Source organism: Pauljensenia sp. 20925_1_25, from assembly GCF_041433955.1.
In the GTDB taxonomy this organism is placed as follows: Bacteria; Actinomycetota; Actinomycetes; order Actinomycetales; family Actinomycetaceae; genus Pauljensenia.
This window is the reverse complement of the sequence record NZ_JAPWCL010000002.1, coordinates 169268-191368: the sequence shown is the minus strand read 5'-3', so window position 1 is coordinate 191368 and position 22101 is coordinate 169268. Positions and strand designations below refer to the sequence as shown.

Here is a 22101-nt window from a genome sequence, read left to right as displayed (position 1 = left end):
GTCGACGTACGTGCGCCGCCTCGATGCTGCTGCGTCGGGGCGGCACAGCGTATCGGAGAGTCTTGCCCGTGTTCTGGGTGCCTCCGGCTTCTCCCCGCACGCTAACCCGCTATTCCGCACGCTAACCCGCTATTCCGCACGCTAACCCGCTATTCCGAGTGTGGGCGGCCATGCCCACGTGCGGAATAGGAGGCCCACGTGCGGGATGCAGGACTCGGACTCGCACGAGCAGGCCCGCGTGTATGCTGTGGGTCCCTCCGCTCGAACTGCGTCGGTTGGGGTGCGTGGCCCGGTTGTTATGGCGGCCCGATAGCGTCCAGGATGGGTCAGCGCGTCGCCGGGAGACAAAAAGGAGCTGCGGGACCCATCCAACGGATGAGTCCCGCAGCCTAATTCGATCAAGGATCCGGGGGCACACAGGATCCCTGACCGAAGCCTGGAACAGGCGACAGGCTCTCGCCTGCTGAGAATAGTTTTACCAGGTCACGGCTGGTTTGGGTACTCGATCAGCGGTGATGTGCGCACTTCGCACGAACGTGCAGGCCGTCCGAAATGAGCGTGCGTCTCATCGGCAACATTTTTGTGAAATGGGCGCTGACCTGCGGCTTTGTATTTGAATCGAGCTTTTCATTGAAAATACGCAGATTGTGAAGCGAGAATGTCGCAGAAGCGGCGGGGTGGACTCTCCGTATTGACCGTTGAGTCGTATTGATGCGATCACACCGACATGTTGTGGGTAACGTTGGTATGGTATTCAGCACTTTTGATGCTGGTGATGTGTTCTCGGCGTGTCGCGTGGGACGGTGTACAGCCCAACCCGGCCCCGGCCTCGTCCGTGAGGAGATCGCGGAGCGCTCCGCCGACGCGAGCATGGCCCCGCAGGCGCTAACCTTGGGCCATGACGAATTCACCGCATCACCTGTCGGTGCGCTCGCGCGTGGCCAACGTGGCCGGCGCTGCCGCCCGCTTCACCTCCCGGGCCCTCGGCCGAGGATCCGGAGGCATGATTGGCGGAGAGGTCGCCCTGCGCATCTCCCCGCAGTTCCTGGCCGAACTGGCCGCACCCTTCTCCTCGGTCATCGTTACCGGCACGAACGGCAAATCCACGACGACGCGCATGGTACGCGCCGCCCTGGAGAGCGCCGGGCCCGTCGCCTCCAATATCAACGGTGACAACATGACCTCCGGCGTCATCACCGCCCTCATGCAGGGAAAGAACGCGACTCGCGCTGCCCTCGAGGTCGACGAGATGCATGTGCCTGCGGTCGCCGCGGACGTTCACCCCGACGTCTTCGTGTACCTCAACCTCTCGCGCGACCAGCTCGACCGCGTCGGCGAGATCGGTTCGGTCGAAAAGCGTCTGCGTGAGGGTGCGTCCGCTCACCCGAATGCCGTCGTTGTTGCCAACTGTGACGATCCGCTGATCGTCTCCGCCGCCGCCGACAACCCGAACGTCGTGTGGGTTGCCGCCGGTGCCGGATGGGGCGGAGACTCTGCGGCCTACCCGCGTGGCGGCCGCGTCGTGCGCAGTGGCGATGACTGGCACCTGATCCCTGCCTTCGAGGGCGAGGAACTCCCCGCACTGCAGAGTCGCCCACAGCCCCACTGGTGGCTGACAGACGTCGACCTGGCCCCCGAGGGTCCGCGTGCCCTCCTGCACGGCCCAGGCGACGTCGCCGTGCGACTCGAACTCAAGCTGCCCGGCCGCGCCAACCTCGGCAACGCCGCGCAGGCCGTTGCCGCCGCCGTCGCCATGGGTATTACGCCCGAGGCCGCGGCGACAGCCGTCAGCTCCGTCACCGAGGTCGCGGGGCGCTACTCCGTCCACGACGTCAACGGGCGCCGCGCCCGCATGATGCTCGCGAAGAACCCCGCCGGCTGGCAGGAAGCCATGACGATGGTTGACCCGCGCGTCGACCAGGTCGTCATCGGCGTCAACGGGCAGGTTCCCGATGGGCAAGACCTCTCGTGGCTGTGGGACGTCGACTTCTCTCGCGTCAACCAGCCCGGCAGGCGCGTCATCGCCTGCGGCGAGCGAGGCGCCGACCTGGCCGTACGCCTCGAATACGCTGGCATCCACTGCGACCTCGCACCCCTGCCCATGGATGCCCTGGCCGCGTGCGAGCCGGGGCGTGTCGAGGTCCTCCTCAACTACACGGCAATGCGCGACTTCAAGGTCCTGCTCGACCGAAAGGAAGGCAAGCGGTGAGCGCTTCCACACTGCGAATCGGTGTTCTCATGCCCGAGGTTTTGGGCACCTACGGGGACACGGGCAACGCCCTGATCCTGGCCGAACGCGCCCGCAGGCGCGGCATTGACGCCGAGGTCGTCCACGTGGGTCTGACCGAGGAAATCCCCGATAGCCTCGACATCTACACCCTGGGCGGGGGAGAAGACACCGCCCAGGCGCTGGCGGCCGACAAGTTCCGTGGTACCTCAGGCTTGGCGCGCGCCCTCGACGCCGGCCGCCCGCTCCTGGCGATCTGTGCCTCCCTGCAGGTTCTCGGTCACTGGTATGAGGATGCGCGCGGTGCGCGCGTGACCGGCATGGGTGTTCTGGACATCACGACGCTGCCGCAGGGGCATCGCGCCATCGGCGAGCTGGTGACGGTGCCCCTCGTTGAGGGATTGACTCAGCCGCTCAGCGGTTTTGAAAACCACGGCGGTGGAACCGTCCTGGGCGAAGACGCGGCCCCTCTCGGCCGGGTCATCTCCGGCGTCGGCAACGGCACCCCGCAGGGCCAGGAACCCGCCGAGGTCGCCTACGACGGTGCCGTCCAGGGATCCATCATCGCCACCTACATGCACGGCCCGGCCCTGGCTCGTAACCCCGAGTTGGCGGACCTGCTACTCCAGCGCGCGACCGGCATGTCGCTGCCGCCCCTCGAGGTTCCCGGCGTTGCGCAGCTGCGCGCGGAGCGCCTGAGCGGCGTCCAGCTGCCCTGACGCGCGCCGACACCCGCGATTCCGGACGTAGCCACGGCCTCGTCCATCCGTCGTCGATCCCACCCGGGGTCGGCGACGCGCCTTTTGTCGACAAAGTGAGTGCAGAGTCTTGTATGCTTGGCGACAAACCCCATCAGAAAGGCGATACCATGTCGAACCCCTCCGTTGGAAATCCGAACCCGCAGAACGCGCCGCAGGCATACCCGGGAGGTGCGTACGGTGCGCCTGCCCCGACGGCAATGCCGAAGCTGCCCGGTCGCGCGCCCAGCATTACGACGCTTGTCATTGGCATCCTGTTAATGGTTGTGGTCGCCCCGATTGTTTTCTTTGGAATAATGATCGCGGGTGTCACCAAGACCGAGGGCAATGCCGTCAAGGGCGGTACGACGGCCAACGGCAGCATTGTGACCGTGACTGCGGATGGCAAATTCACGGTTACCGCCGACGGCGCTGACCCCGAATGCTTCCTCATGGATGCGGGTGGCACGCTGTACCAACTCACCCCCTATAAGGATAACGAGGGCGTCTACACTGCCTCAGGTATTCCTGCAGGCCAGTACAAGCTGCAGTGTGAACGCATCGCCAGCAACGCGACAGTCGTTGCCTTTAATGCCTCGCCGGAGGTCATGACGCAGGCCTTCGTCATGCCGTTCGTGTGGGGAACAGTCGTTGGTGTTGCCGGTCTTGTCGTCACGATCATCGGCGTTGTGCTCCTCGTGAAGGTGAACGGCAAGCGTCGCCGCATCATGCAGGAAGCCATGATGGCGGCTGTGCGCTGACGCGAATCCTGTCAGGGGCGAGGCTGGAGTAGTTCCGGCCTCGCCCCTTTTCTGCGCCTTCTCTCGGTATACCGTCCGGGGCGGTGCGCTGTAGGATCGCGTGCGCCGTCCCATTCGCGGTGAAACGCTATTCAGCGCGCGTGCAGCGTTGTTATGCTTAAGCAAAATTCCCACCAGGAAGGCACGCACATGTCATATCCCCCCTACGGTTCTTCGGGCGGCCAGAGCACGCCCTGGCCTCAGTATGGTGAAAACACGGGTGGAGTCCCGCAAGGCTACCCGGGTGGAGGTCCGCAGGGCTATGCAGGCGGCGGATATGTCGCCCCTACTCCGGTGGTCATGCCTCCGATGCCCAGTCGCGCGTCGGGCATCGTTGCCCTCGTTCTCGGCATTGTGATGATGGTCTTGATCGCGCCCATCGCGTTCTTCGCGACGATGGCTATTGGTTTGACGTCGAGCGTGGAGGACTTGTCGAACGGTAGAGCGCTGGGGAACGGCGCGAGCGTCACTGTGACGGATAAGGGCAGTTATTCGGTGATGATCGGTGACGGGAGCGCCTCCTCGTGTGCGCTCGTTGACTCCAATAACAAGAGTTATGCGCTCAATCCCTACGAGGGCAGCAACACCCTCTTCTCGGGGTCGGATCTGTCGGCAGGCACCTACAAGATTCAGTGCCAGGGTCTGACCCCCGGCGCGGAAGTCGCCGGTTTTAACGGTTCCGCGGAGCAGCTGGCGAACAAGGCGATCGTCGTGCCCCTCATCTGGGGAACCGTCGTCGGCGTCGGCGGTCTCATCGTCATGATTGTTGGCGTCGTGCTCCTCGTGAAGGTGAACGGCAAGCGTCGCCGTCTTGCGCAGGAAGCCATGATGGCGGCCATGCGCTGACCCGCCACCCTGAGAGGGGCGAGCCTCGGAGGCGTCTCCGGCCTCGCCCCTCTCTGTCTGTCTGGCTACGCGTCTCCCACGAAAGGAACTCTCGTGTCCACCCTGTCTTTCACTGGCGAGCGCCGGGTGCGTTTCCCCGCCCCTGACGTCGCCCGCGGCTTTATGCTGGCCCTGATTGCTTTGGCGAACGTGCCATTCTGGGTTCGCTTCTTCCCGGACTATCCCGCGCCGGGGCAGGTGGCGCTCGATGCAATGAGCGGGGTGGATCAGTGGTGGTTCCTGCTGCGAGCGCTGTTCGTCGACCGCCGCGCCTATCCATTGTTTTCGATTCTCTTTGGTTTTGGGATGGCGATCATGGCCAAACGCACGATCGAGCGTGAGCGTCGCGTCGCTCGTGAGGCTCTGCCCGCCGAACTCAGCGCCGGGTGGATTCCCCTGCAGTGGCAGTTTTTTGACGAGGACGTGGAGCGTCGCGCTCGTCGCGCGGCATCGCGTTTGATCCGGCGCCGTGGATGGTGGATGCTGGCGTTTGGCGCTGTGCATAGTGTCATTTTCCAGGGAGACATTATTGGGACCTACGGTCTGGTGGCGGTGATCTTCGCGGAGGTTATTGTGATGAGGCGCGTGTGGCTGCGCGTGATCATCGGGGTGACGGGTGCGTCGCTGAGTCTCCTTCTTCTGTCGTCGGGCGCGGCGGAGATGGGTGCCCGTCCGATGACGCTGGAGTATCACGCGCAGGCGACGCTGGAGGCGACGACGCCTCTGTGGAATCTGGCCGGGTGGCTTGTGTCCACGCCTTTCACGGTGCTAACCACCCTGGTCGTGCCCTGCGTGATGCTCGGGGTGGGGGTTGAGCGTTGGGGGGCGCTGCAGGATCCGAGCGGCCATCGCGGTGCGCTCGTCGCGATTGCTGGTGGTGGTCTCCTGGCGGGGGCGCTGGGTGCGCTGCCCTACGTGCTCGGCCAGTTGGACTGGGCGCATGTGGGTGGCTCGGGTTGGACGTTCCCCCTTTTTCACGCGTCGGGTGTCGCTGGGGCGTGTGGCTGGTTGGCGCTCCTTGCTCTCCTGGGCGGGGGTCCTCACGAGGCCTCGGCGGAGTTCGCGCAGAGCGCGGCGTCGTTCGAGGAGTTGGGTGCGTTCCGCTCGTTCTTGAGCGCGATTGGCCGCCGGTCGATGACTGCGTACCTGGCTCAGACGCTCGTCTTTGCCGTGCTGTTCCTGGTGCTCGGAGCTGTGGGCGTACGCTCCGTGGGCGTGGCGGTCTCCGCCCTCATTGCACTCGCCGTGTGGGCGCTCATTGGAGTCGGGTGCGTTATCTCCGACGCGATGGGACGTACGCGTGGTCCCGCTGAGCGTCTCCTGCGCTGGTTGGTTGCGCGCACCGCGTGGACCTTGCCGCTGCCCAAGCTGCCGATGTCGATTTACGGTGCGCCGACGCCGGGGGCAGTGCAGAACCACGGGGTGAAGGGCGCTCCCAAGGCAATGATGTCGGTCTCTCGGGACGCTGAGGGAGTGCTGCCGGACTCCTTGGACGGCATGCAGAATGATGCAAATAGCTGAAAACTCTGCATCGCGCAAGAGAAGGAAGCAAATGTGACTGAATAGACAAATAGGTTCTGGGTTGTCAGCACCTCTCGGATGAGCTGCGGTGATGGCTGTGTGGCGTTCATTCGTGACGTGGTTGCGGTGGTATCTAGGCCTTGCGGCCATTGGTATTTCGCCGATTCTGCGCTACTGTGAGAGTGTAGTGATACACACGCTGATGGCACGATGTAGTGAGCGGAGGAGGCGGCCGATGGTTGTGCACATGTCAAACGCACAGAGGGGTGGCCGACGCGCTCACACCCCCGGGGTACGGACGCAGTGGCGCGTCACGAACGACGGATACGAGTAGGGGAGTCATCATGGGCTGGCTATGGCGGGCGGATGCCGACGGCGGAACCGACGGCGAGGAAACGCCTCGCCGCGCCGAATCGGCGGACGATAACCGCTCTGATATGGGACAATGGGAGGGTAGTAAAGCAACGTCGGCGGAAGGAATCGCCACGGGTAACTCGGAGTTTGAGGCCAATCGTTTCGATATGGTCCGTCCTATTACGCAGGAGCGCCTGGGGCTCCTCTTTGATTCTGAGGGATGGGCCTGGCGTATCGACAACGATGGAGACCTGTGCGGCCTGTGGGAGGGACACCTGTTCTGCTTCCGCTTCCTCGGCGACTCGCGCGAGGTGCTTTCGATTGTTGCGTTTATGAAGCAGTTGGTCCCCCTTGAATATGGGGAGGATCTGCGTGATTTCCTGCAGGCGTGGCATGGGGAGTTCCTGTGGCCCAAGGCTTACGTCGCGGAGCAGCTCGAGGGGGATCGTGTCGTCGCCGAGGTGAATGGCGACTACGAGTACGGCGCAACGGATGCGCAGCTGATCCAGCAGGTCATGTGCGCGCTGGCGACGACGCTGCAGCTCTTCCGTGCGCTCGTGGATCGTTACAGTATTGAGGATGCTGAGGGACCTGGTCCCTCGGGTGGTCATCAGCGCGGATTCGACGGTCCTACCTGGCTTCCGGAGAACTGACTCCGGCCTCGCCTGTCCCTTATGTTCCCATTTTGAAGTTGAGTGGAATAGACTCAACTTCGGGTTCGTTATGTCTACCAGATGCGTCGACAACCGTCGATGCGAGACGAATGAACCATTTGGAGGAACGATCTCATGGCACGTGAGATGACAACGAAGGCGCAGGAGGCCATCGCCTCCGCGCTCCAGGCCGCGTCGGCGGCTGGAAACCCGCAGGTTGAACCCATTCACCTGCTGCAGTCCCTTATTGAGCAGCGTGACGGTATTGCCCTGTCCCTGCTCGGGGCAGTGGGGGCGGACGCGCGCGCAATCGGCGCACGCACCCGTAACGCACTGGTGGCGCTACCCAGTACTCAGGGGGCATCCGCGGGTTCCGCTCAGGCCTCGCGCGCGCTGCTCGCCGCTGTTCAGGATGCGGGGGAGCGCGCCGAGAGCGCGGGAGACCAGTACATTTCGACCGAGCACCTGCTCATCGCTCTGGCAGCGTCCGATACCGAGGCGGGGCGTATTCTCACCGCCGGTGGTGCGACGGCTGAGGCCCTGACGCAGGCGCTCGCCCAGCTGCGTCCTGACCCGATCACCTCGCCCGACCCCGAGGGGTCGTTCGAGGCTCTGTCCAAGTACGGTCGGGACCTGACCGAGGTGGCGCGCGAAGGCAAGCTTGATCCTGTCATTGGGCGCGACAACGAGATTCGTCGCGTCGTCCAGGTCCTGTCCCGGCGTACGAAGAACAACCCCGTCCTGATCGGTGAACCCGGCGTCGGTAAGACCGCCGTCGTCGAAGGCCTCGCCCAGCGCATCGTCGCGGGCGACGTCCCGGAGTCCCTACGCGACAAGCGCCTGGTGTCCCTCGACGTGTCGTCGATGGTCGCCGGTGCGAAGTATCGCGGCGAGTTCGAGGAGCGCCTCAAGGCGGTCCTGGCCGAGATCTCCCGCTCGGACGGGCAGATCATTACCTTCATTGACGAGCTGCACACGGTCGTGGGCGCGGGCGGCGGTTCCGAGGGCGCAATGGACGCGGGCAATATGCTCAAGCCCATGCTCGCCCGCGGCGAGCTGCGCATGGTCGGTGCGACGACCCTCGACGAGTACCGCGAGAACATCGAAAAGGACCCGGCGCTTGAGCGCCGCTTCCAGCAGGTGTTCGTCGGTGAACCCTCGGTTGAGGATACTGTCGCCATTCTGCGCGGCATCGCCCCGAAGTACGAGGCTCACCACAAGGTGACCATCTCCGACGGTGCGCTCGTCGCCGCGGCGACCCTGTCGAACCGCTACATCACGGGACGTCAGCTTCCTGATAAGGCGATCGACTTGATTGACGAGGCCGCATCTCGCCTGCGCATGGAGCTGGACTCCTCGCCGGTTGAGATCGATGAGCTGCGCCGCAGCGTGGATCGCCTCCGCATGGAGGAGTCCTATCTGACCGAGTCCGACCCGGAGGGCCTCGACGAGGCCACCCAGGATCGCCTGAGCAAGCTGCGTGCTGACTTGGCGGACCGTGAGGAGAACCTGCGCGCCCTCACTGCGCGCTGGGAGGCTGAGAAGGCTGGGCACAACCGTGTTGGTGACCTGCGCGTCCAGTTGGATACGCTGCGTACCCAGCTTGAACTGGCGGTTCGCGAGGGGCGCTGGGAGGAAGCGGGTCGTCTGCAGAACGGCGAGATTCCCTCCGTTGAGCGTCAGATTGCCGAGGCCGAGGCTCAGGCTGAGGATCAGGAAGCTCAGGGCGATGAAGAGCCGATGATTGCGGAGAAGGTCGGTCCCGCAGAGATCGCAGAGGTGATCGAGGCGTGGACCGGAATTCCCACGGGTAAGCTCCTTCAAACTGAGACGGACAAACTCCTGCACATGGAAACCGAGTTGGGTAAGCGGCTCATCGGGCAGAAGGATGCCGTGCGTGCGGTGTCTGACGCTGTTCGGCGCTCGCGTGCGGGGCTGTCGGATCCGAATCGTCCGACTGGTTCCTTCCTGTTCCTGGGACCCACGGGTGTGGGTAAGACCGAGCTGGCTAAGTCGCTCGCGGAGTTCCTCTTCGACGATGAGCGTGCAATCGTGCGCATCGACATGTCGGAGTACTCCGAGAAGCATTCGGTTGCCCGCCTGGTCGGTGCCCCTCCGGGGTACGTCGGCTACGAGCAGGGTGGTCAGCTGACTGAAGCGGTGCGTCGTCGGCCATATTCTGTGGTCTTGCTCGATGAAGTTGAGAAAGCTGACCCTGAGATTTTCGACATCCTTTTGCAGGTTTTGGATGACGGGCGTCTCACTGATGGCCAGGGTCGGACTGTTGACTTCCGCAATACCATTTTAATTCTCACGTCTAACTTGGGATCACAGTTCCTGGTGAACCAAGACTTGACGACCGAGGAAAAACGGGATGCAGTCATGTCTGTCGTCCGGTCGAGTTTCCGGCCAGAGTTCCTCAATAGGTTGGACGAAACTGTCATGTTTGACGCTCTGACCCGCGAAAACCTGGGTGAGATTGTTGACCTGCTGGTTGCTGCACTTCAGTCCCGCCTGCGTGATAGGCGTATCAACTTGACAGTTAGTGAAGCGGCGCGCGGTTGGCTCACGCGCGTGGGGTATGATCCTGCCTTTGGGGCGCGCCCGCTACGCCGCTTAATTCAGCGCGAAATCGGCGATCGACTGGCTGTTCTCCTGCTTGCAGGGGATGTGCAGGATGGGCAGAACGTGACAGTTGACATTAACGCAACCTTTGACGGGCTTGTCATGAATGTTGATAAACCCTGAGATTGCGCGCTACACTGAATACCAGTGTGTATTTCGGACTCGCAGTATGTGATGTCCGCAACAGCAGGAGATGATATGACAACGCAGAGGAAGGCCCGTGGAGCCTATTCCGTTGGACAGGCGACGCGTGAATCCATCCTCTCGGCAGCGATGGTTCTGATCGCGGAGCGAGGCTACAACGGCTTCTCTCTGCGCGACCTCGGTCGTCGAGTCGGTATTTCCCACCCCGCCGTCGTCTATCACTTCCCCTCCAAGGAAGCGATCCTGCGCAGCGCGATCCAGCGGCACGAGGAGATGAACGCCCTCTTCGACGTCTCCATTAACGAGGAAGCGGAAGGCGGATTCGACGAGGGCGGCATCACCGCCGGTTCGTTCGTTGACTGGGCCGTCGGGGAGATGCGTTTCGCCATGAAGCCCGGCGCGGATGCGGCCATCGCCCTGGACTGCGTCCTGTGGGCGGAGTCTTCGTCGGAGACTCATCCTGCGCACGCGCACTACAAGTACCGTACGCAGCAGATGGAGGAAGCTCTCACCTCGATGATCACCGCTTTCGTCGAGGATGAGGGCGCCGACATCGGTACGACTCCTCGCACCCTGGCAAAGATCCTGATCCGCTACTGGTATGGCTCCGTCGTGTCGGCTCGTTACAACGACGAACCCATCGACGCTCGCGAGTTCGTCGCGGACTTCTTGGCCGTGTGTGTGCAGCTCCTGCACCTGCCGGCGCACTACGTCCTCCAGCTCGGTGCCTCCGTGCCCGAGGAAGTCGCGGAAGTCTATGCCCGCACGCTGCGCAAGATCAGCGAGAAGACCACGGCGGCAGCAGAAGCCGCCGCTGTAGCCGCGGCTCCGGAAGCCACTACCGCGTGATCAGCCCGCTACCTTCTTTCGATGTCGCCCTCGTCCTTCGCGTCGGGGGCGACGTCGTCTACTCGCACGGCGATGTTGATCGCGCGTTCCCGCTCGCGTCTGTCACCAAGCCGATTGTCGCGTGGTCGGTGCTGGTCGCGGTCGAACGAGGCCTGATCTCCCTCGATGATCCTGCGGGTCCTGAGGGGGCCACGGTTCGCCACCTGCTCGCCCATGCCTCGGGCCTGCCCTTCGAGGGGAGGCGTCCTGTCGCCGCTCCCGGCAAGCGCCGCATCTACTCCAACGAGGGCTTCGATATCCTCGGCGAGGTCGTGGCTGAGGCGAGTGGAATGGGGGTCGCTCAGTGGGTGCGCCAGACGGTGTTTGACCCGCTTGGAATGGGTTCCGCGGACATCCCGGGTAGTCCCGCTCATGCGGGTGTTGCGAGCGCCGCCGACGTGAGCCTTTTCGGTGCTGAGCTCGCCCGTCCGACTCTGGTGAGCGCGCCGCTGGCCGCCCTCGCGGGACTCTCACAGTTTCCGGCGCTCGCCGGCGTCGTGCCCGGCTATGGGCGTTTCACGCCCTGTCCGTGGGGCCTCGGCCTGGAAATTCGTGGCGAGAAGGCTCCGCACTGGACTGCGCCCGACGCGTCGGCGCGCACGATTGGGCACTTCGGGCAGTCTGGTTCTTTCGTGTGGGCGGACCGCGACCTCGGGGCCAGCGCCGCTTTCGTGGGTGCTGAGCCCTTCGGGCAGTGGCATCACGACAACTGGTCGGCCCTCAACGCGTCGTTGTTGTCTCTTGCGCGCGAGCGCGCCTAATTGGTACGGATCGAGGTCTGGGTGCATGTCCAGGCCTCGATCCGTACCGGAGGCATCGCCCCGGCCTCGTCCCTGATCTGTTAGTCGACGTCGACGATGACGGGCACGTGGTCGGACGCGCCCTTTCCCTTGCGCTCGTCGCGGTCGATCTGCGCGCCGCTCACGCGGGCCGCGAGTGCGGGCGAGCAGTAGGCGAAGTCGATGCGCATGCCCTGGTTTTTGGGGAAGCGTAGCTTCTGGTAGTCCCAGTAGGTGTAGTTGGTGACGCGATCTCGCGTGACTTCGACCCAGCCGTCGGCGGCGAAGGCGGCGAAGGCCTCGCGTTCGGGTGCGGAGACGTGTGTGGCACCCTCGAAGACGCTCATATCCCACACGTCCTCGTCGAGGGGCGCGACGTTCCAGTCGCCCACGAGGGCGATGCGCGCCTCGGGGTCGGACAGCCAGTCGCGCCCTTGCTCGGCGAGGTTGGCGAGCCACTGGAGCTTGTATGCGTAGTGCGCGTGCGTGAGTTCGCGGCCGTTGGGCACGTACAGGCTCCAGATCGTCATTGACGAGGCCTGCCCGTCCCCCGAAGGAAGGGCGTCGGTCGTGTCGATGGTGACGCCAAGCGCGCGGGCTTCGACGACGGGCGGTTCGCCGAACGCGGGCTGGGTGGGGAAGTGGTCCTGAATATCGAGGATGGGCAGGCGTGAGGCGACGGCGACGCCGTTCCACTGGTTGAGGCCGTGGATGGCGACGTGGTAGCCGGCCTTCTCGAAGGGTTCGATGGGGAACTGGTCGGGGCGGCACTTGATTTCCTGCATGGCGAGCACGTCCGTGTCGGAGCGCTGCAGGAAGGCGATGACTCGGTCGACGCGCGTGCGGATGGAGTTGACGTTCCAGGTCGCAAATCTCATGGGGTCGAGCCTAGCTGTGAGTGGGGGAGTGGGCGCGTGAAACACGCGTGAAACAGGTGTGAAACGCGCGGAGTTGCGCAGTTGTCGGACAGGCATAATAGAATGATAATGATTCTCATCTATAACATAGCTAGAAAAGGCACTCTTATGTCATACCTGCGACGCGTGAGCACAGCGGCGCTGGCCCTCTTCCTGGCGCTCACCCCGGCCACCGCGTGGGCTGGACCCGACCAGGACAAGGATTGGATCGTCACCAGGCAGCACGTCGATGCGCCCATCCCCATCTGGCACGACGACACGAACAGCTTCTCCCTGAATACCATCAACCTACCGATGGAGAAGACCGCCCTGTGGATCCCCAAGGCGTGGACCGGAACCAGTGAGAAGGACGAGGCGAAGTCGCAGCTGGTCATACCCGCCAAGCGCCCCGATCTGGCGTTCCTCGGCTCCGAGGGGGCCGTCCTGAACGCGGCCCCCCAGAACCCCGGACCGGGCAATACCCCCATCTGGGCAGGCCTGGGTGCCGGCGAGGTCGGCGACGCCGACAAGTTCGAGGGAGAGACCTACACGCTCGACCTCATCAGCGTTGACGGCCCCGGGCGCATGGAGATGTTCATCGACAACGGCGACAGCGTCAACCGTTTCCTCTCCAGCCACGACACGGCCTACCGCAGCGTCTACAACCCGCGTCACTCGCACATGTATACGACCTTCACGCAGCCCGGTCGATACGTCGCAAACTACAAGATGACCGCGCGCAGCGCCGACGGGACCGCCATCTACTCCTCGCCGATTACGCCGCTGGTCTGGCAGGTCGGCGGTGAGAACCCCGCCGATGGCACCATCAAGGACATCGAGGCCGCCTACAACGCCGCGCGCGCCGAGCGCGGTGACGGCACCGAGGCCCAGCCCACGCTGACCCTGTCCCACCACGCCGAGCGCGCCCACCCCGGCGACAACTTCCTCACCGACATCACGATCGACACGGGCGTTCCCACCGACTCCGGGCGTGCGTGGATCACCGTCAACGGCTACTTCCTCACCGAGGTTGCCGTCGAGGGCGGTCGAGCAACCGTCTCCGAGCTGCTCGGAGAGGACGCTGCCGCCGTCCAGGCGATCTACATTCCCGGCGATTCCGGATCGTCGCGCTGGATCTCGCAGGTCGTGCAGTACTCCCAGAAGGACACTGAACCAGTCACCGTCGGCATCACCGACACGATCCTCGTCGACTCCAACCCGGACCCAGCGCCCGTGTGGAACCCCGACCACCTCCCACTCTCCTCGCGCCGCGTCGACGTCTCCTACGACCTCAAGCCCGGCACGACCGATCAATACACAGCGACGGTGCGTGCGAACGACCCAACCCTGCGCGCCACCTACAAGATCGAGTTCCTCGAATCCAAGTGGGATTTCAGCCCCTGGTGCTCCATGGAAGGCACCCTGGGTGCGGGAGGCATGGACACGAAGACCCAGGACCTCGGCGTGTGCCAGTCCGACCCCATGTACGTGCGCGTCATTCTGCGCCCCCACCCCCTCTCCGACGCGGTCATGACCGTCGCTGATGCCTCCGACGTCACCGTTGGCGACCACGTGGGACTCACCGCCATGCTGACAATGCGTGACGGCGTCGCCGCCCCCGAAGAACCGGAACCCGCGCCTGCGCCGGAACCGACCCCCGAACCCGCGCCGACGCCCACGCCGGATAACGGCGGTGGCCACGAGAACCCGACCCCGGCCTCGTCCCTCCTGAGCGACCCTGTTGAGATCGCGCGCGGACACCTCGACGTGCGCCTGACCCAGGCGAACGGAGAAAACGGCATCACCTACGGGCTGGCCGTCAAGGACGACTCGCTCACCAACGCGCGCACCTCCGTTATGCGCACCGTCGGCTCCACGACTCTCACGGTCGCCCCCAACGCGCGCTTCGTGCGCCCCGCATCTCTGTCCGACCCAAGCTACGACGTGCTCGGACCCGTCGGCACCGCCACCTACGTGCTGCCCGAGACGCAAAACAGCGACATCGTGTGGCCCGGACTGTCCACCGAAGGGGTCGACTACGCGGCCCTACCTGACGGTGCCGACCTGACACTGCACTTGGCCGAGGCCCCCGCGGGCGCGCGCGTCGCCTTCTTCCAGGGAGGCACCTTCGGAAGCGGCGCAAAGATCCACTTTGACTCGTCCGCGGGCGATGGCCTCGTCCACACGACCGAGTCCACCCACATGCACGGCAACTGGGTCTTCAGCGCTCCCGGCACCTACCGCATCGAGGTCGGTGCTCGCAGCGGCGAGCGTGTCCTGGCCGAACCGCAGGCGTTCACCGTGATCGTGCGCGGAGGCCACCACGAGCAGCCCGGTCCCACCCCGGGCGGAGAGCCGGTGCCCACGCCCTCGCCGGATCCCGCGCCCAGCCCTGAACCAGCGCCTTCGCCGGAACCGAGTGTGGATCCCGAACCCGCGCCTACCCCTGCGCCGAGCGTTGACCCGGCGCCCGCTCCCGCCCCTGCCCCCAGCGTTGACCCGGCGCCCGCTCCCGCCCCTGCCCCCAGCGTTGACCCGGCGCCCGCTCCCGCGCCCGCCCCCAGCGTTGACCCTGCGCCCGCACCGGCGCCCAGCGCGAATCCGGCCCCGGCACCCGCTCCCGCCCCTGCGCCGAGTCTCCGCCCCAGCGGCTCAACGGCACCGGTCTCGCCTCGTGGGACCAAGGGGGTCATGAGGAACCTGCTCTCGAGCGGAACTCGTTCGTCTGCGGGGACGTCGGGCGGATCTGCGAGCGGTTCGGGCGCGGTGACCACCAGCTCTGGCACGATCTCTCGGGGTGGTTCGGGCGTGGCAAACACCTCGGGTTCCGGCACTCCGGTGACCGCGCCCAAGGCTGCACCCGCCGTCACACCGAGTGCTAGCCCCCAGAGCGGTGCCCACAGCGGTGCCCAGAGCGGCGCGCAGAGCGGCGAGAACGCCCAGAGCGGTGCATCAGGTACTTCATCGGACGGATCGGATGACGCGGTATCCGCGCTGCCGATCGCCTCTGCGGCCGACAGCGGACACTCGGGAGGCTGGAGCCCCTACTGGCTGCTTCTCCTCATCATCCCGGCGGCCCTCGCCGGTGGCGGAGCCATCTTCCTGATCCGCACCCGATAAAACACCTGGCCGGGGCCCCTCGCGACACGCGAGCGTGAGGGGCCCCGGCCTCGTGCTACCCCACACGTGCACGCTAGACTTCCCACATGGGAACCGCGCTTGTGACCGGAGCGACCTCCGGAATTGGGGAAGAATTCTGCTGGCAGCTGGCCGCCGCCGGACACGATGTAGTGCTCGTCGCGCGCCGCGAGGATGCGCTGGCCGCGCTCGCGGCCTCACTGACAAACGTCGCGGGCGTGAACGCCGAGTACATCGCCGCCGACCTGTCCACCGAGGACGGGTGCGCGCGTGTCGCCGCCCGCCTCGATGTGGGAGGCCCGGCCGATGCTCAGAAGCCGGACCTGCGACCCGTCGACCTCCTCGTCAACAACGCCGGATTCGGGTTGGGAAGCCCCTTCCTGGACAACAGCCTGGAACGCGAAATCAACGGCCTGAACGTCATGGTTCGCGCCGTCATGACGCTCAGCCACCACGCTGGCATCTCCATGCGTTCGCGTGGACGCGGCGCGATCCTCAACGTCGGCTCCGTCGCCTCGCGCACGGGAGCTGGTACCTATTCCGCGCACAAGGCCTGGGTCGTCGCCTTCACTGAGGGCCTCGCCGCCGAACTGAAAGGCTCCGGCATCACGGCCACCGTCGTGTGCCCCGGCCCCGTCGACACGCCCTTCTTCGAGCGGGCGGGCGTCGACATGCGCGCGACCCCCTCCTGGCTCATGGCCAGCCCCGACCAGGTCGTCACGGCAGCCCTCGACGCCGTGCGCGTGGGCCGCGTCCAGGTCACCCCGACTGTTCCCTACAAGGTCGCCATGGGTGCCATGAAGCTCGCCCCGCGCTGGGTGACCGCGCGCGCCATGCGCTCCGTTCCCCACATGTGAGGGCGCGCAGACGACAACGAGGCCGGGGCATGTTCGCGCAGAACCCAGCCCCGGCCTCGTCAATGCAGGGCGGAAAATCAGGCCAGGCCGATGTCCTCCAGGCCCAGCGCGTAGAAGTACGGGAAGCCTTCGGCTTCGATGCGCTCCTTTGCGCCCGTCGCACGGTCGACGATCACCGCGACGGCGACGACGTTCGCGCCGGCCTCACGTAGAGCGAGTGCGGCCTCCAGCGGGGAGCCGCCCGTCGTGGACGTGTCTTCCAGGACGACGACGTTCTTGCCCACGATGTCCGGACCCTCGATGCGGCGCTTCATGCCGTGATCCTTCGCGGCCTTACGCACGACGAACGCGTCCAGATCCAGGCCGCGCGAGGCGGCAGCGTGGAGCATCGCGGTCGCGACGGGGTCGGCACCCATCGTCAGGCCGCCGACGGCCACGTACTCCTCGCCCACCGCGAAGCCAGCCTCCTCCAGGAGGTCGAGCATGACGTGGCCGATGAGCGGAGCCGCCTCGTGGTGCAGCGTCGAGCGGCGCATGTCGACGTAGAAGTCGGACTCGCGGCCGGACGCCAGGGTGACCTTCTCGTGGATGACGGAGAGTTCTTGGACGAGGGCTGCCAGGCGCGCCTTGTGGGAATCGTTGGTCATGGTGTTTCCTTTACGTGTCGGGGGTCAGTGGGCTGCCTCGACGAGCTCAATGAGATCGCCGATACCCTCGTGGATGCCGAAGGGGCGGAACGGGTAGTTGCAGACGTCCTCGCGGGCCGTGGAACCCGACAGGACCAGGTGCGTGCGCAGGCCCGCCTCGACGCCGGCGCGCACGTCGGTGTCCATGCGGTCGCCGACCATCGCGGCCCGCTCCGAGTGGGCGCCGATCTTGTTGAGGCCGGCGCGGATCATGACCGGGTTCGGCTTACCCACGAAGTAGGGCTGCTTGCCGGTGGCCGCCGTGATCATCGCCGCGATCGCGCCGCACGCGGGCAGGGTACCCTCGTCGGAAGGACCGGATACGTCGGGGTTCGTCGCAATGAACTTCGCGCCGCCCTCAATGAGGCGGATCGCATGGGTCAGGGCGTGAAAATCGTAGTAGCGAACCTCGCCGAGCACCACGAACTCCGGATCCGTTTCCGTCATGACGTAGCCGGCGGCGTGAATCGCGGTCGTCAGGCCAGCTTCGCCAATCACGTAGGCCGTTGAGCCGGGGGACTGCTGTTGGAGGAACGCGGCCGTGGCGTTCGCGGACGTCCAAATGTTCTCTTCGGGGATGTCCAGGCCCGAGTTCGCCAGGCGGGCGGACAGGTCACGGTTCGTAAACACGGAGTTGTTGGTGAGGACCAGGAAGGGAGTGTCGGTGGCGCGCAGCGCCGCCAGGAATTCGTTCGCGCCCGGCAGTGCGCGGTTCTCCTTGACCAGGACACCGTCCATGTCGGAGAGCCACGCGCTCACGGGCGGCATATCACTGAGTGCTGTTTCTTCGTTCATCAGCGGATTCATGCCCCCATTCTACGTTCCCGCTAGGGTGGGACCCGTGAACGAGTTCGAAAACGGATGTGACATCGCGCGGTCGGATGCGGCTTGTGGGGAGGCCGCCACGGACGAGGCAGTGGCCGCGGCCAGTGGTCAGGTCGGGGTCGGTCCGTGGCCGGGCGGGGAGGACGAGTGGCCGGTCGGCGAACAGTATGATCGTGAGCTGCTGGCTCATGGGGATCGGCGCAACGTCGAGGATCGCTACCGGTATTGGACGATGGAGGCGATCCGCGCGGACGTGGCTGCGCGCTCCCTGCCTTTTGAAGTCGCCGTCGAAAACCTCGATCACGACTTCAACATTGGGTCCATCGTGCGCACCGCGAACGCGCTTGGCGCGCGCCGCGTCCACGTCGTGGGCCGCAAGCGGTGGAACCGTCGCGGGGCCATGGTCACCGACCGCTACCTGCCCGTTGATCACCGCGCCGAGGTGCGCGAACTCGTCGACCACTGCTCCCGCGAGGGTCTGTCCCTCGTCGGCGTCGACAATGTCGAGGGGTCCGTCGCCCTCGAAGGGGTACTCCTGCCCGAGCGCGCCTGCCTGGTCTTCGGGTCCGAGGCCTCGGGCCTCAGTGAGGAGATGCTGGCTGCCTGCCAGGTCGTCGTCGCCATCACCCAGCGGGGATCGACGCGCTCCATGAATGTCGGCCACGCCGCCGCCATTGTCATGTGGGCGCACGCCTCGCGTTTAGGAGCGCTCAACCAGGCCTGACAATGTCACGTTTTTGCAATTTTCTATGGGTTTTTTCTGAGTTCCGTGGTAAGTGTAATCTGACCATTGGTATTGTATTTGAGCAGTAAGTGTCGGTAGCATTGGTGCTCCAAAGGCTCGATGGAATGGGTATCTGTTACCCATTTTTATTTGCACGTTGGAAAGTTTGCGTGGAAGCAAATCGCTGAACAGGAGAATTAATGCTTCAGTCATCACCAAGCCATGTGCGGGTACCACGGCTCGCACGCACCCGAGCGAAAGTCGCGCTCATCCTCACATCCGTGTGCGCCCTCGTCGCCGCGGTCCTCATCCCTCTCACATCCCATCTGAACGCGCAGGCGGCTACCCAGGTTCCCGGAACCATCCCGTCCCTCGAAGGTTGGACCCCGGCCTCGGGCACGTGGACCCCCGCCGGCGGTCTGCAGATCGTTCACACGGACTCCGCCGAAGCCGCCGGAGTCAGCGCCCTGCTGAGCCGCGCCCTCACCGACTCCGGCATTACCGGCATCACCGACGGTACCGGCGCTGCCCCCTCAACCAACGCCGTCAGCCTGACAATCGACCCCTCTCAGTCAACCCTCGGCGATGAGGGCTACCAGCTGACCGTCACCGGAAACGGTGCCCAGGTCGTGGCCGCCACCCGCGCCGGCCTCCTCTGGGGTGCCCGCACCCTCGAGCAGGCAGTTCGCTCGGGCAAGGGAACCGTGCCCACCGGTAGCATCACCGACATCCCGCGCTTCCCCGATCGCGGCGTCACCCTGTGCGCGTGCGGCACCCACATCACGCCGGACTGGATCAACCGACAGATCGACCGCATGTCCGACCTGAAGATGAACTACCTGTCCCTCGAGCTGCGCATCAAGTCCGACAAGTACCCGGCCACCACCTCCTTCTCCTACTACACGAAGGATGAAGTCAAGGCCATCGTCGAGCATGGCCGCGAGGTCGGCGTCCGCGTCGTCCCGCTCCTCAACGCTCCCGGCCACACCGGCACCATCCTCGGTAACTTCCCGCAGTTCCAGGTCGCTGACGACTCTGGTACGAAGAGCGCCAACCACCTCAACTTCATCGACCCCGCCGCCCAGCAGTTCTACTTCGACCTCATCGACGAATACATGGACGCGTTCGGCTCCACCGAATGGCACATGGGTGCCGACGAGTTCTTCTTCCAGCAGGGCCCCGAGCACTACTCCAAGTACCTCGCACAGATCCGCGACGCATACGGCGACCAGTCGATGACTTTCGACGCCGCATTCAACGACTTCATCAACAAGGTCAACGCGCACGTCAAGTCCCGCGGCGGCACGCTGCGCCTGTGGAACGACGGTATCGCCGACATCTCGCGCACCCCCATCGACAAGGACGTCATCATCGAATACTGGGGTAAGGGCGAGTCCAGCCAGAAGGACGCCAACCGAGGCCTGCCCGCCAAGACCCTCGTCGACGCCGGCTACACCCTCGTGAACGCGTCCTCCGCCCTGTACTACTACCGCGATCAGCCCTCCTCCTACGTCATGCAGGTGCAGGGCCTCGACGGCGTGTACGGAAAGTGGACGATGAACTCGTTCTACCAGAACGAAGACTACACGGTGCCCGACGCCTCCATCCGCGGCGGCAAGGTTTCCATTTGGCAGGGAGGTCACGGCAAGGTGACCGACCATGAGACCGAGGCGTGGATCGCCGACGGCCTGCGCTACGGCGCTCAGATGTTCTGGAATGGCAAGACCCCGAAGGCTGACCCTGATGCGCAGGCCTTCAAGGCTCGCATTGATGCGCTCGGCGAACCTTCCACCTACACCGACCCCACCCGTGACACCCTCACTCCCGGCCAGTACACGATCACATTGGCCGACGGACAAGGCCTCAGCGTGACGGGCGGCACCCCGACCGTGGGCGCATCCTCTGACAACTGGGAGTTCGTTGCCACCCCCGACGGCTACTACCAGATCCGCTCGGTCAACTCGAACCGCTGCCTCGCCGTCTACTCTGAAGACACCCCCAACTCTGAGACACACGTGTCCACCACCCCCGGCCACCCGGTGGTCGCCTACGCGTGCGCCGATGCGAGCCAGAAGTTCACCCCCACGGCTCAGGGCGACTACGCGACGCGTAACCCCCAGAAGTGGGTCGCAGAACCAGCCGGCGACGGCTTCCGCCTGCGCAACGCCATGACCAACCAGTACCTGAGCGTCATCGACTCCGGCTACCTGTCTCGCCGTCCCAACGGCGGTGAAAAGACCGCCGAAGGCACCGTCGCGCAGCTGCCCCTCGACGTTACTGTCGACAGTGGCTCGGTCTTCACCCTCACCTCCCAGGCCTCCTCGACCCTCGACGTGAGCATCGCGCGCGAGGGCGACGAGGCGTACCCGAAGAACGCCCTGTCCGGCATGGACCGTGCCTCCCTGCCCATCATCGGCGACGACAACTGGGGCGAAAGCGTCCTCAATGTCTCCGTCACCAACAAGGGCACGGCAGAGGTCACCGGCATCCACCTGACCCCCTCGGTCTCCAACTCCTGGGTCCTCGCCAACGGCCCCCAGCCCATCGACCGCCTCGCCCCCGGCGAGACCCGCGTCGTGAAGTTCTGGGCGCGCCCCACCACCGAATTCGGTGAAGCGACCTTCACAGTCGACGTCTCTTACGCCGGCCAGAAGACCGTGGCCAGCGAAGGCCTCGTCGGCGTGTGCGGTCCCCGCATTAAGGCCGAGGCCGTGGCCGCCGACTCCGTCGAAACCCGCTGGGAGTATGGTGAGGAATACAAGGCCACCGATGGCGACCCCGCGACCTACTGGCACTCCCAGTACATCGACGCCAACAAGGCCAGGCTGCCCGAGACCGACACCGCCCGCAAGTGGCCGCACTGGATCGACCTGAAGATCGGTGACGGCAGCACCGGATACGACGTCTGTGCGCTCAGTTACACGCCTCGCGCCGGTGACGGTCCCAAGGCCTCGGGCCGCGCCAAGGACGTCCAGATCTACCTCGCGGGTAGCCTCGACGGCCTCAAGGGCCAGGGCGACAACAAGGGCAAACCGGATGCACAAGGCAACCCCGCCCTCGCCACCACCCTGGCGAACGTCCCCGGCACCGTCGACATCCCCGTCGCCGGCAACGGCTCCTACCTCCGATTCCGTGGCACGAATGCGCAGGGTGACGTCGCGGAGACCCTTACCGACGTCATGTCTGTCGCCGAACTCGGAGTCCGCGTCGGTCACGCCAACTGACACATAACAGAGGTGTCAACCGACGCATAACGACAGGGGAGGGGTTGGAAGAAAACCGTCCAAACGGGACTTCCTGCCCCTCCCCACACGTACAAAATGTGAGAGAATCGATCTCGACAAAACTGTCACTCGATTAGG

The 22101-nt window shown here is 65.0% G+C and carries 16 protein-coding genes; 13 read left to right on the top strand and 3 right to left on the bottom strand.

Annotated elements, in window-relative coordinates:
- Nucleotides 1–898 precede the first annotated feature (898 nt).
- The 9 genes from O3932_RS02130 to O3932_RS02090 all read left to right on the top strand — a co-directional run bounded on the left by O3932_RS02130 (nt 899) and on the right by O3932_RS02090 (nt 11595).
- Nucleotides 899–2209 (top strand): Mur ligase family protein, encoded by a 1311-nt coding sequence (locus O3932_RS02130; RefSeq protein WP_198002816.1) that lies wholly within the window; start codon nt 899–901, stop codon nt 2207–2209.
- Nucleotides 2206–2946: a type 1 glutamine amidotransferase gene (locus tag O3932_RS02125; protein ID WP_296502031.1), complete on the top strand. Its 741-nt coding sequence runs from the start codon at nt 2206–2208 to the stop codon at nt 2944–2946. Before O3932_RS02130 ends, O3932_RS02125 begins: the two co-directional genes overlap by 4 nt.
- 149 nt (nt 2947–3095) lie before the next feature.
- Nucleotides 3096–3725, top strand: a complete 630-nt coding sequence (locus O3932_RS02120; protein WP_296502029.1) for a hypothetical protein — start codon at nt 3096–3098, stop codon at nt 3723–3725.
- 189 nt (nt 3726–3914) lie between these two features.
- Nucleotides 3915–4610, top strand: coding sequence for a hypothetical protein (locus tag O3932_RS02115; protein WP_371535859.1), 696 nt, complete (start codon nt 3915–3917; stop codon nt 4608–4610).
- Nucleotides 4611–4703: 93 nt separating this feature from the next.
- The gene (locus O3932_RS02110) at nt 4704–6170 is read left to right on the top strand and encodes a DUF418 domain-containing protein (RefSeq protein WP_371535856.1); all 1467 of its coding nucleotides are present in this window, start codon (nt 4704–4706) and stop codon (nt 6168–6170) included.
- A 344-nt stretch (nt 6171–6514) separates the two neighbouring features.
- Nucleotides 6515–7177: a YbjN domain-containing protein gene (locus tag O3932_RS02105; protein ID WP_371535854.1), complete on the top strand. Its 663-nt coding sequence runs from the start codon at nt 6515–6517 to the stop codon at nt 7175–7177.
- Between the two features lie 135 nt (nt 7178–7312).
- A complete protein-coding gene (clpB, locus tag O3932_RS02100; RefSeq protein WP_314735903.1) occupies nt 7313–9925 on the top strand; it encodes an ATP-dependent chaperone ClpB in 2613 nt (870 codons plus the stop codon).
- 75 nt (nt 9926–10000) lie between these two features.
- Entirely contained in the window at nt 10001–10795 is a 795-nt protein-coding gene (locus O3932_RS02095) for a TetR/AcrR family transcriptional regulator (RefSeq protein WP_009648291.1), read from the top strand.
- Complete coding sequence (locus O3932_RS02090; protein ID WP_371535851.1) at nt 10792–11595, top strand: serine hydrolase domain-containing protein; 804 nt, start codon at nt 10792–10794, stop codon at nt 11593–11595. Before O3932_RS02095 ends, O3932_RS02090 begins: the two co-directional genes overlap by 4 nt.
- Before the next feature lie 80 nt (nt 11596–11675).
- Here the strand turns inward: O3932_RS02090 and O3932_RS02085 are convergent, their stop codons facing one another.
- A complete protein-coding gene (locus tag O3932_RS02085) occupies nt 11676–12491 on the bottom strand; it encodes an exodeoxyribonuclease III (RefSeq protein WP_371535848.1) in 816 nt (271 codons plus the stop codon).
- A gap of 147 nt (nt 12492–12638) precedes the next feature.
- On the opposite strand from O3932_RS02085, the gene O3932_RS02080 reads away from it, so the two are divergent.
- The gene (locus O3932_RS02080; protein ID WP_371535845.1) at nt 12639–15629 is read left to right on the top strand and encodes a choice-of-anchor M domain-containing protein; all 2991 of its coding nucleotides are present in this window, start codon (nt 12639–12641) and stop codon (nt 15627–15629) included.
- Nucleotides 15630–15715: 86 nt separating this feature from the next.
- A complete protein-coding gene (locus tag O3932_RS02075) occupies nt 15716–16504 on the top strand; it encodes an SDR family NAD(P)-dependent oxidoreductase (RefSeq protein WP_371535842.1) in 789 nt (262 codons plus the stop codon).
- A 77-nt stretch (nt 16505–16581) separates the two neighbouring features.
- Here O3932_RS02075 and pyrE read toward each other — a convergent pair whose 3' ends face one another.
- Both pyrE and O3932_RS02065 read right to left on the bottom strand, forming a co-directional pair.
- Complete coding sequence (gene pyrE / locus O3932_RS02070; RefSeq protein ID WP_299239982.1) at nt 16582–17151, bottom strand: orotate phosphoribosyltransferase; 570 nt, start codon at nt 17149–17151, stop codon at nt 16582–16584.
- A 24-nt stretch (nt 17152–17175) separates the two neighbouring features.
- Nucleotides 17176–17985, bottom strand: coding sequence for an HAD-IIA family hydrolase (locus O3932_RS02065; RefSeq protein ID WP_371535905.1), 810 nt, complete (start codon nt 17983–17985; stop codon nt 17176–17178).
- A 10-nt stretch (nt 17986–17995) separates the two neighbouring features.
- Here O3932_RS02065 and O3932_RS02060 point away from each other — a divergent pair, with 10 nt between their 5' ends.
- Both O3932_RS02060 and O3932_RS02055 read left to right on the top strand, forming a co-directional pair.
- Entirely contained in the window at nt 17996–18739 is a 744-nt protein-coding gene (locus O3932_RS02060) for a TrmH family RNA methyltransferase (protein WP_314735908.1), read from the top strand.
- 281 nt (nt 18740–19020) lie between these two features.
- Nucleotides 19021–21963 carry a family 20 glycosylhydrolase gene (locus O3932_RS02055; RefSeq protein ID WP_371535839.1) on the top strand — a complete coding sequence of 981 codons (2943 nt, stop codon included), beginning with the start codon at nt 19021–19023 and terminating at the stop codon, nt 21961–21963.
- The last annotated feature ends 138 nt before the right edge of the window (nt 21964–22101 follow it).

Excerpts from the sequence above, each read along its gene's own strand:
- O3932_RS02095 (WP_009648291.1), top strand. The coding sequence starts at position 10,001 with ATGACAACGCAGAGGAAGGCCCGTGGAGCCTATTCCGTTGGACAGGCG.
- O3932_RS02115 (WP_371535859.1), top strand. The coding sequence starts at position 3,915 with ATGTCATATCCCCCCTACGGTTCTTCGGGCGGCCAGAGCACGCCCTGG.
- O3932_RS02060 (WP_314735908.1), top strand. The coding sequence starts at position 17,996 with ATGCCCCCATTCTACGTTCCCGCTAGGGTGGGACCCGTGAACGAGTTC.
- O3932_RS02105 (WP_371535854.1), top strand. The coding sequence starts at position 6,515 with ATGGGCTGGCTATGGCGGGCGGATGCCGACGGCGGAACCGACGGCGAG.
- clpB (WP_314735903.1), top strand. The coding sequence starts at position 7,313 with ATGGCACGTGAGATGACAACGAAGGCGCAGGAGGCCATCGCCTCCGCG.
- O3932_RS02065 (WP_371535905.1), bottom strand. The coding sequence starts at position 17,985 with ATGAACGAAGAAACAGCACTCAGTGATATGCCGCCCGTGAGCGCGTGG.
- O3932_RS02130 (WP_198002816.1), top strand. The coding sequence starts at position 899 with ATGACGAATTCACCGCATCACCTGTCGGTGCGCTCGCGCGTGGCCAAC.
- O3932_RS02075 (WP_371535842.1), top strand. The coding sequence starts at position 15,716 with ATGGGAACCGCGCTTGTGACCGGAGCGACCTCCGGAATTGGGGAAGAA.
- pyrE (WP_299239982.1), bottom strand. The coding sequence starts at position 17,151 with ATGACCAACGATTCCCACAAGGCGCGCCTGGCAGCCCTCGTCCAAGAA.
- O3932_RS02085 (WP_371535848.1), bottom strand. The coding sequence starts at position 12,491 with ATGAGATTTGCGACCTGGAACGTCAACTCCATCCGCACGCGCGTCGAC.
- O3932_RS02080 (WP_371535845.1), top strand. The coding sequence starts at position 12,639 with ATGTCATACCTGCGACGCGTGAGCACAGCGGCGCTGGCCCTCTTCCTG.
- O3932_RS02120 (WP_296502029.1), top strand. The coding sequence starts at position 3,096 with ATGTCGAACCCCTCCGTTGGAAATCCGAACCCGCAGAACGCGCCGCAG.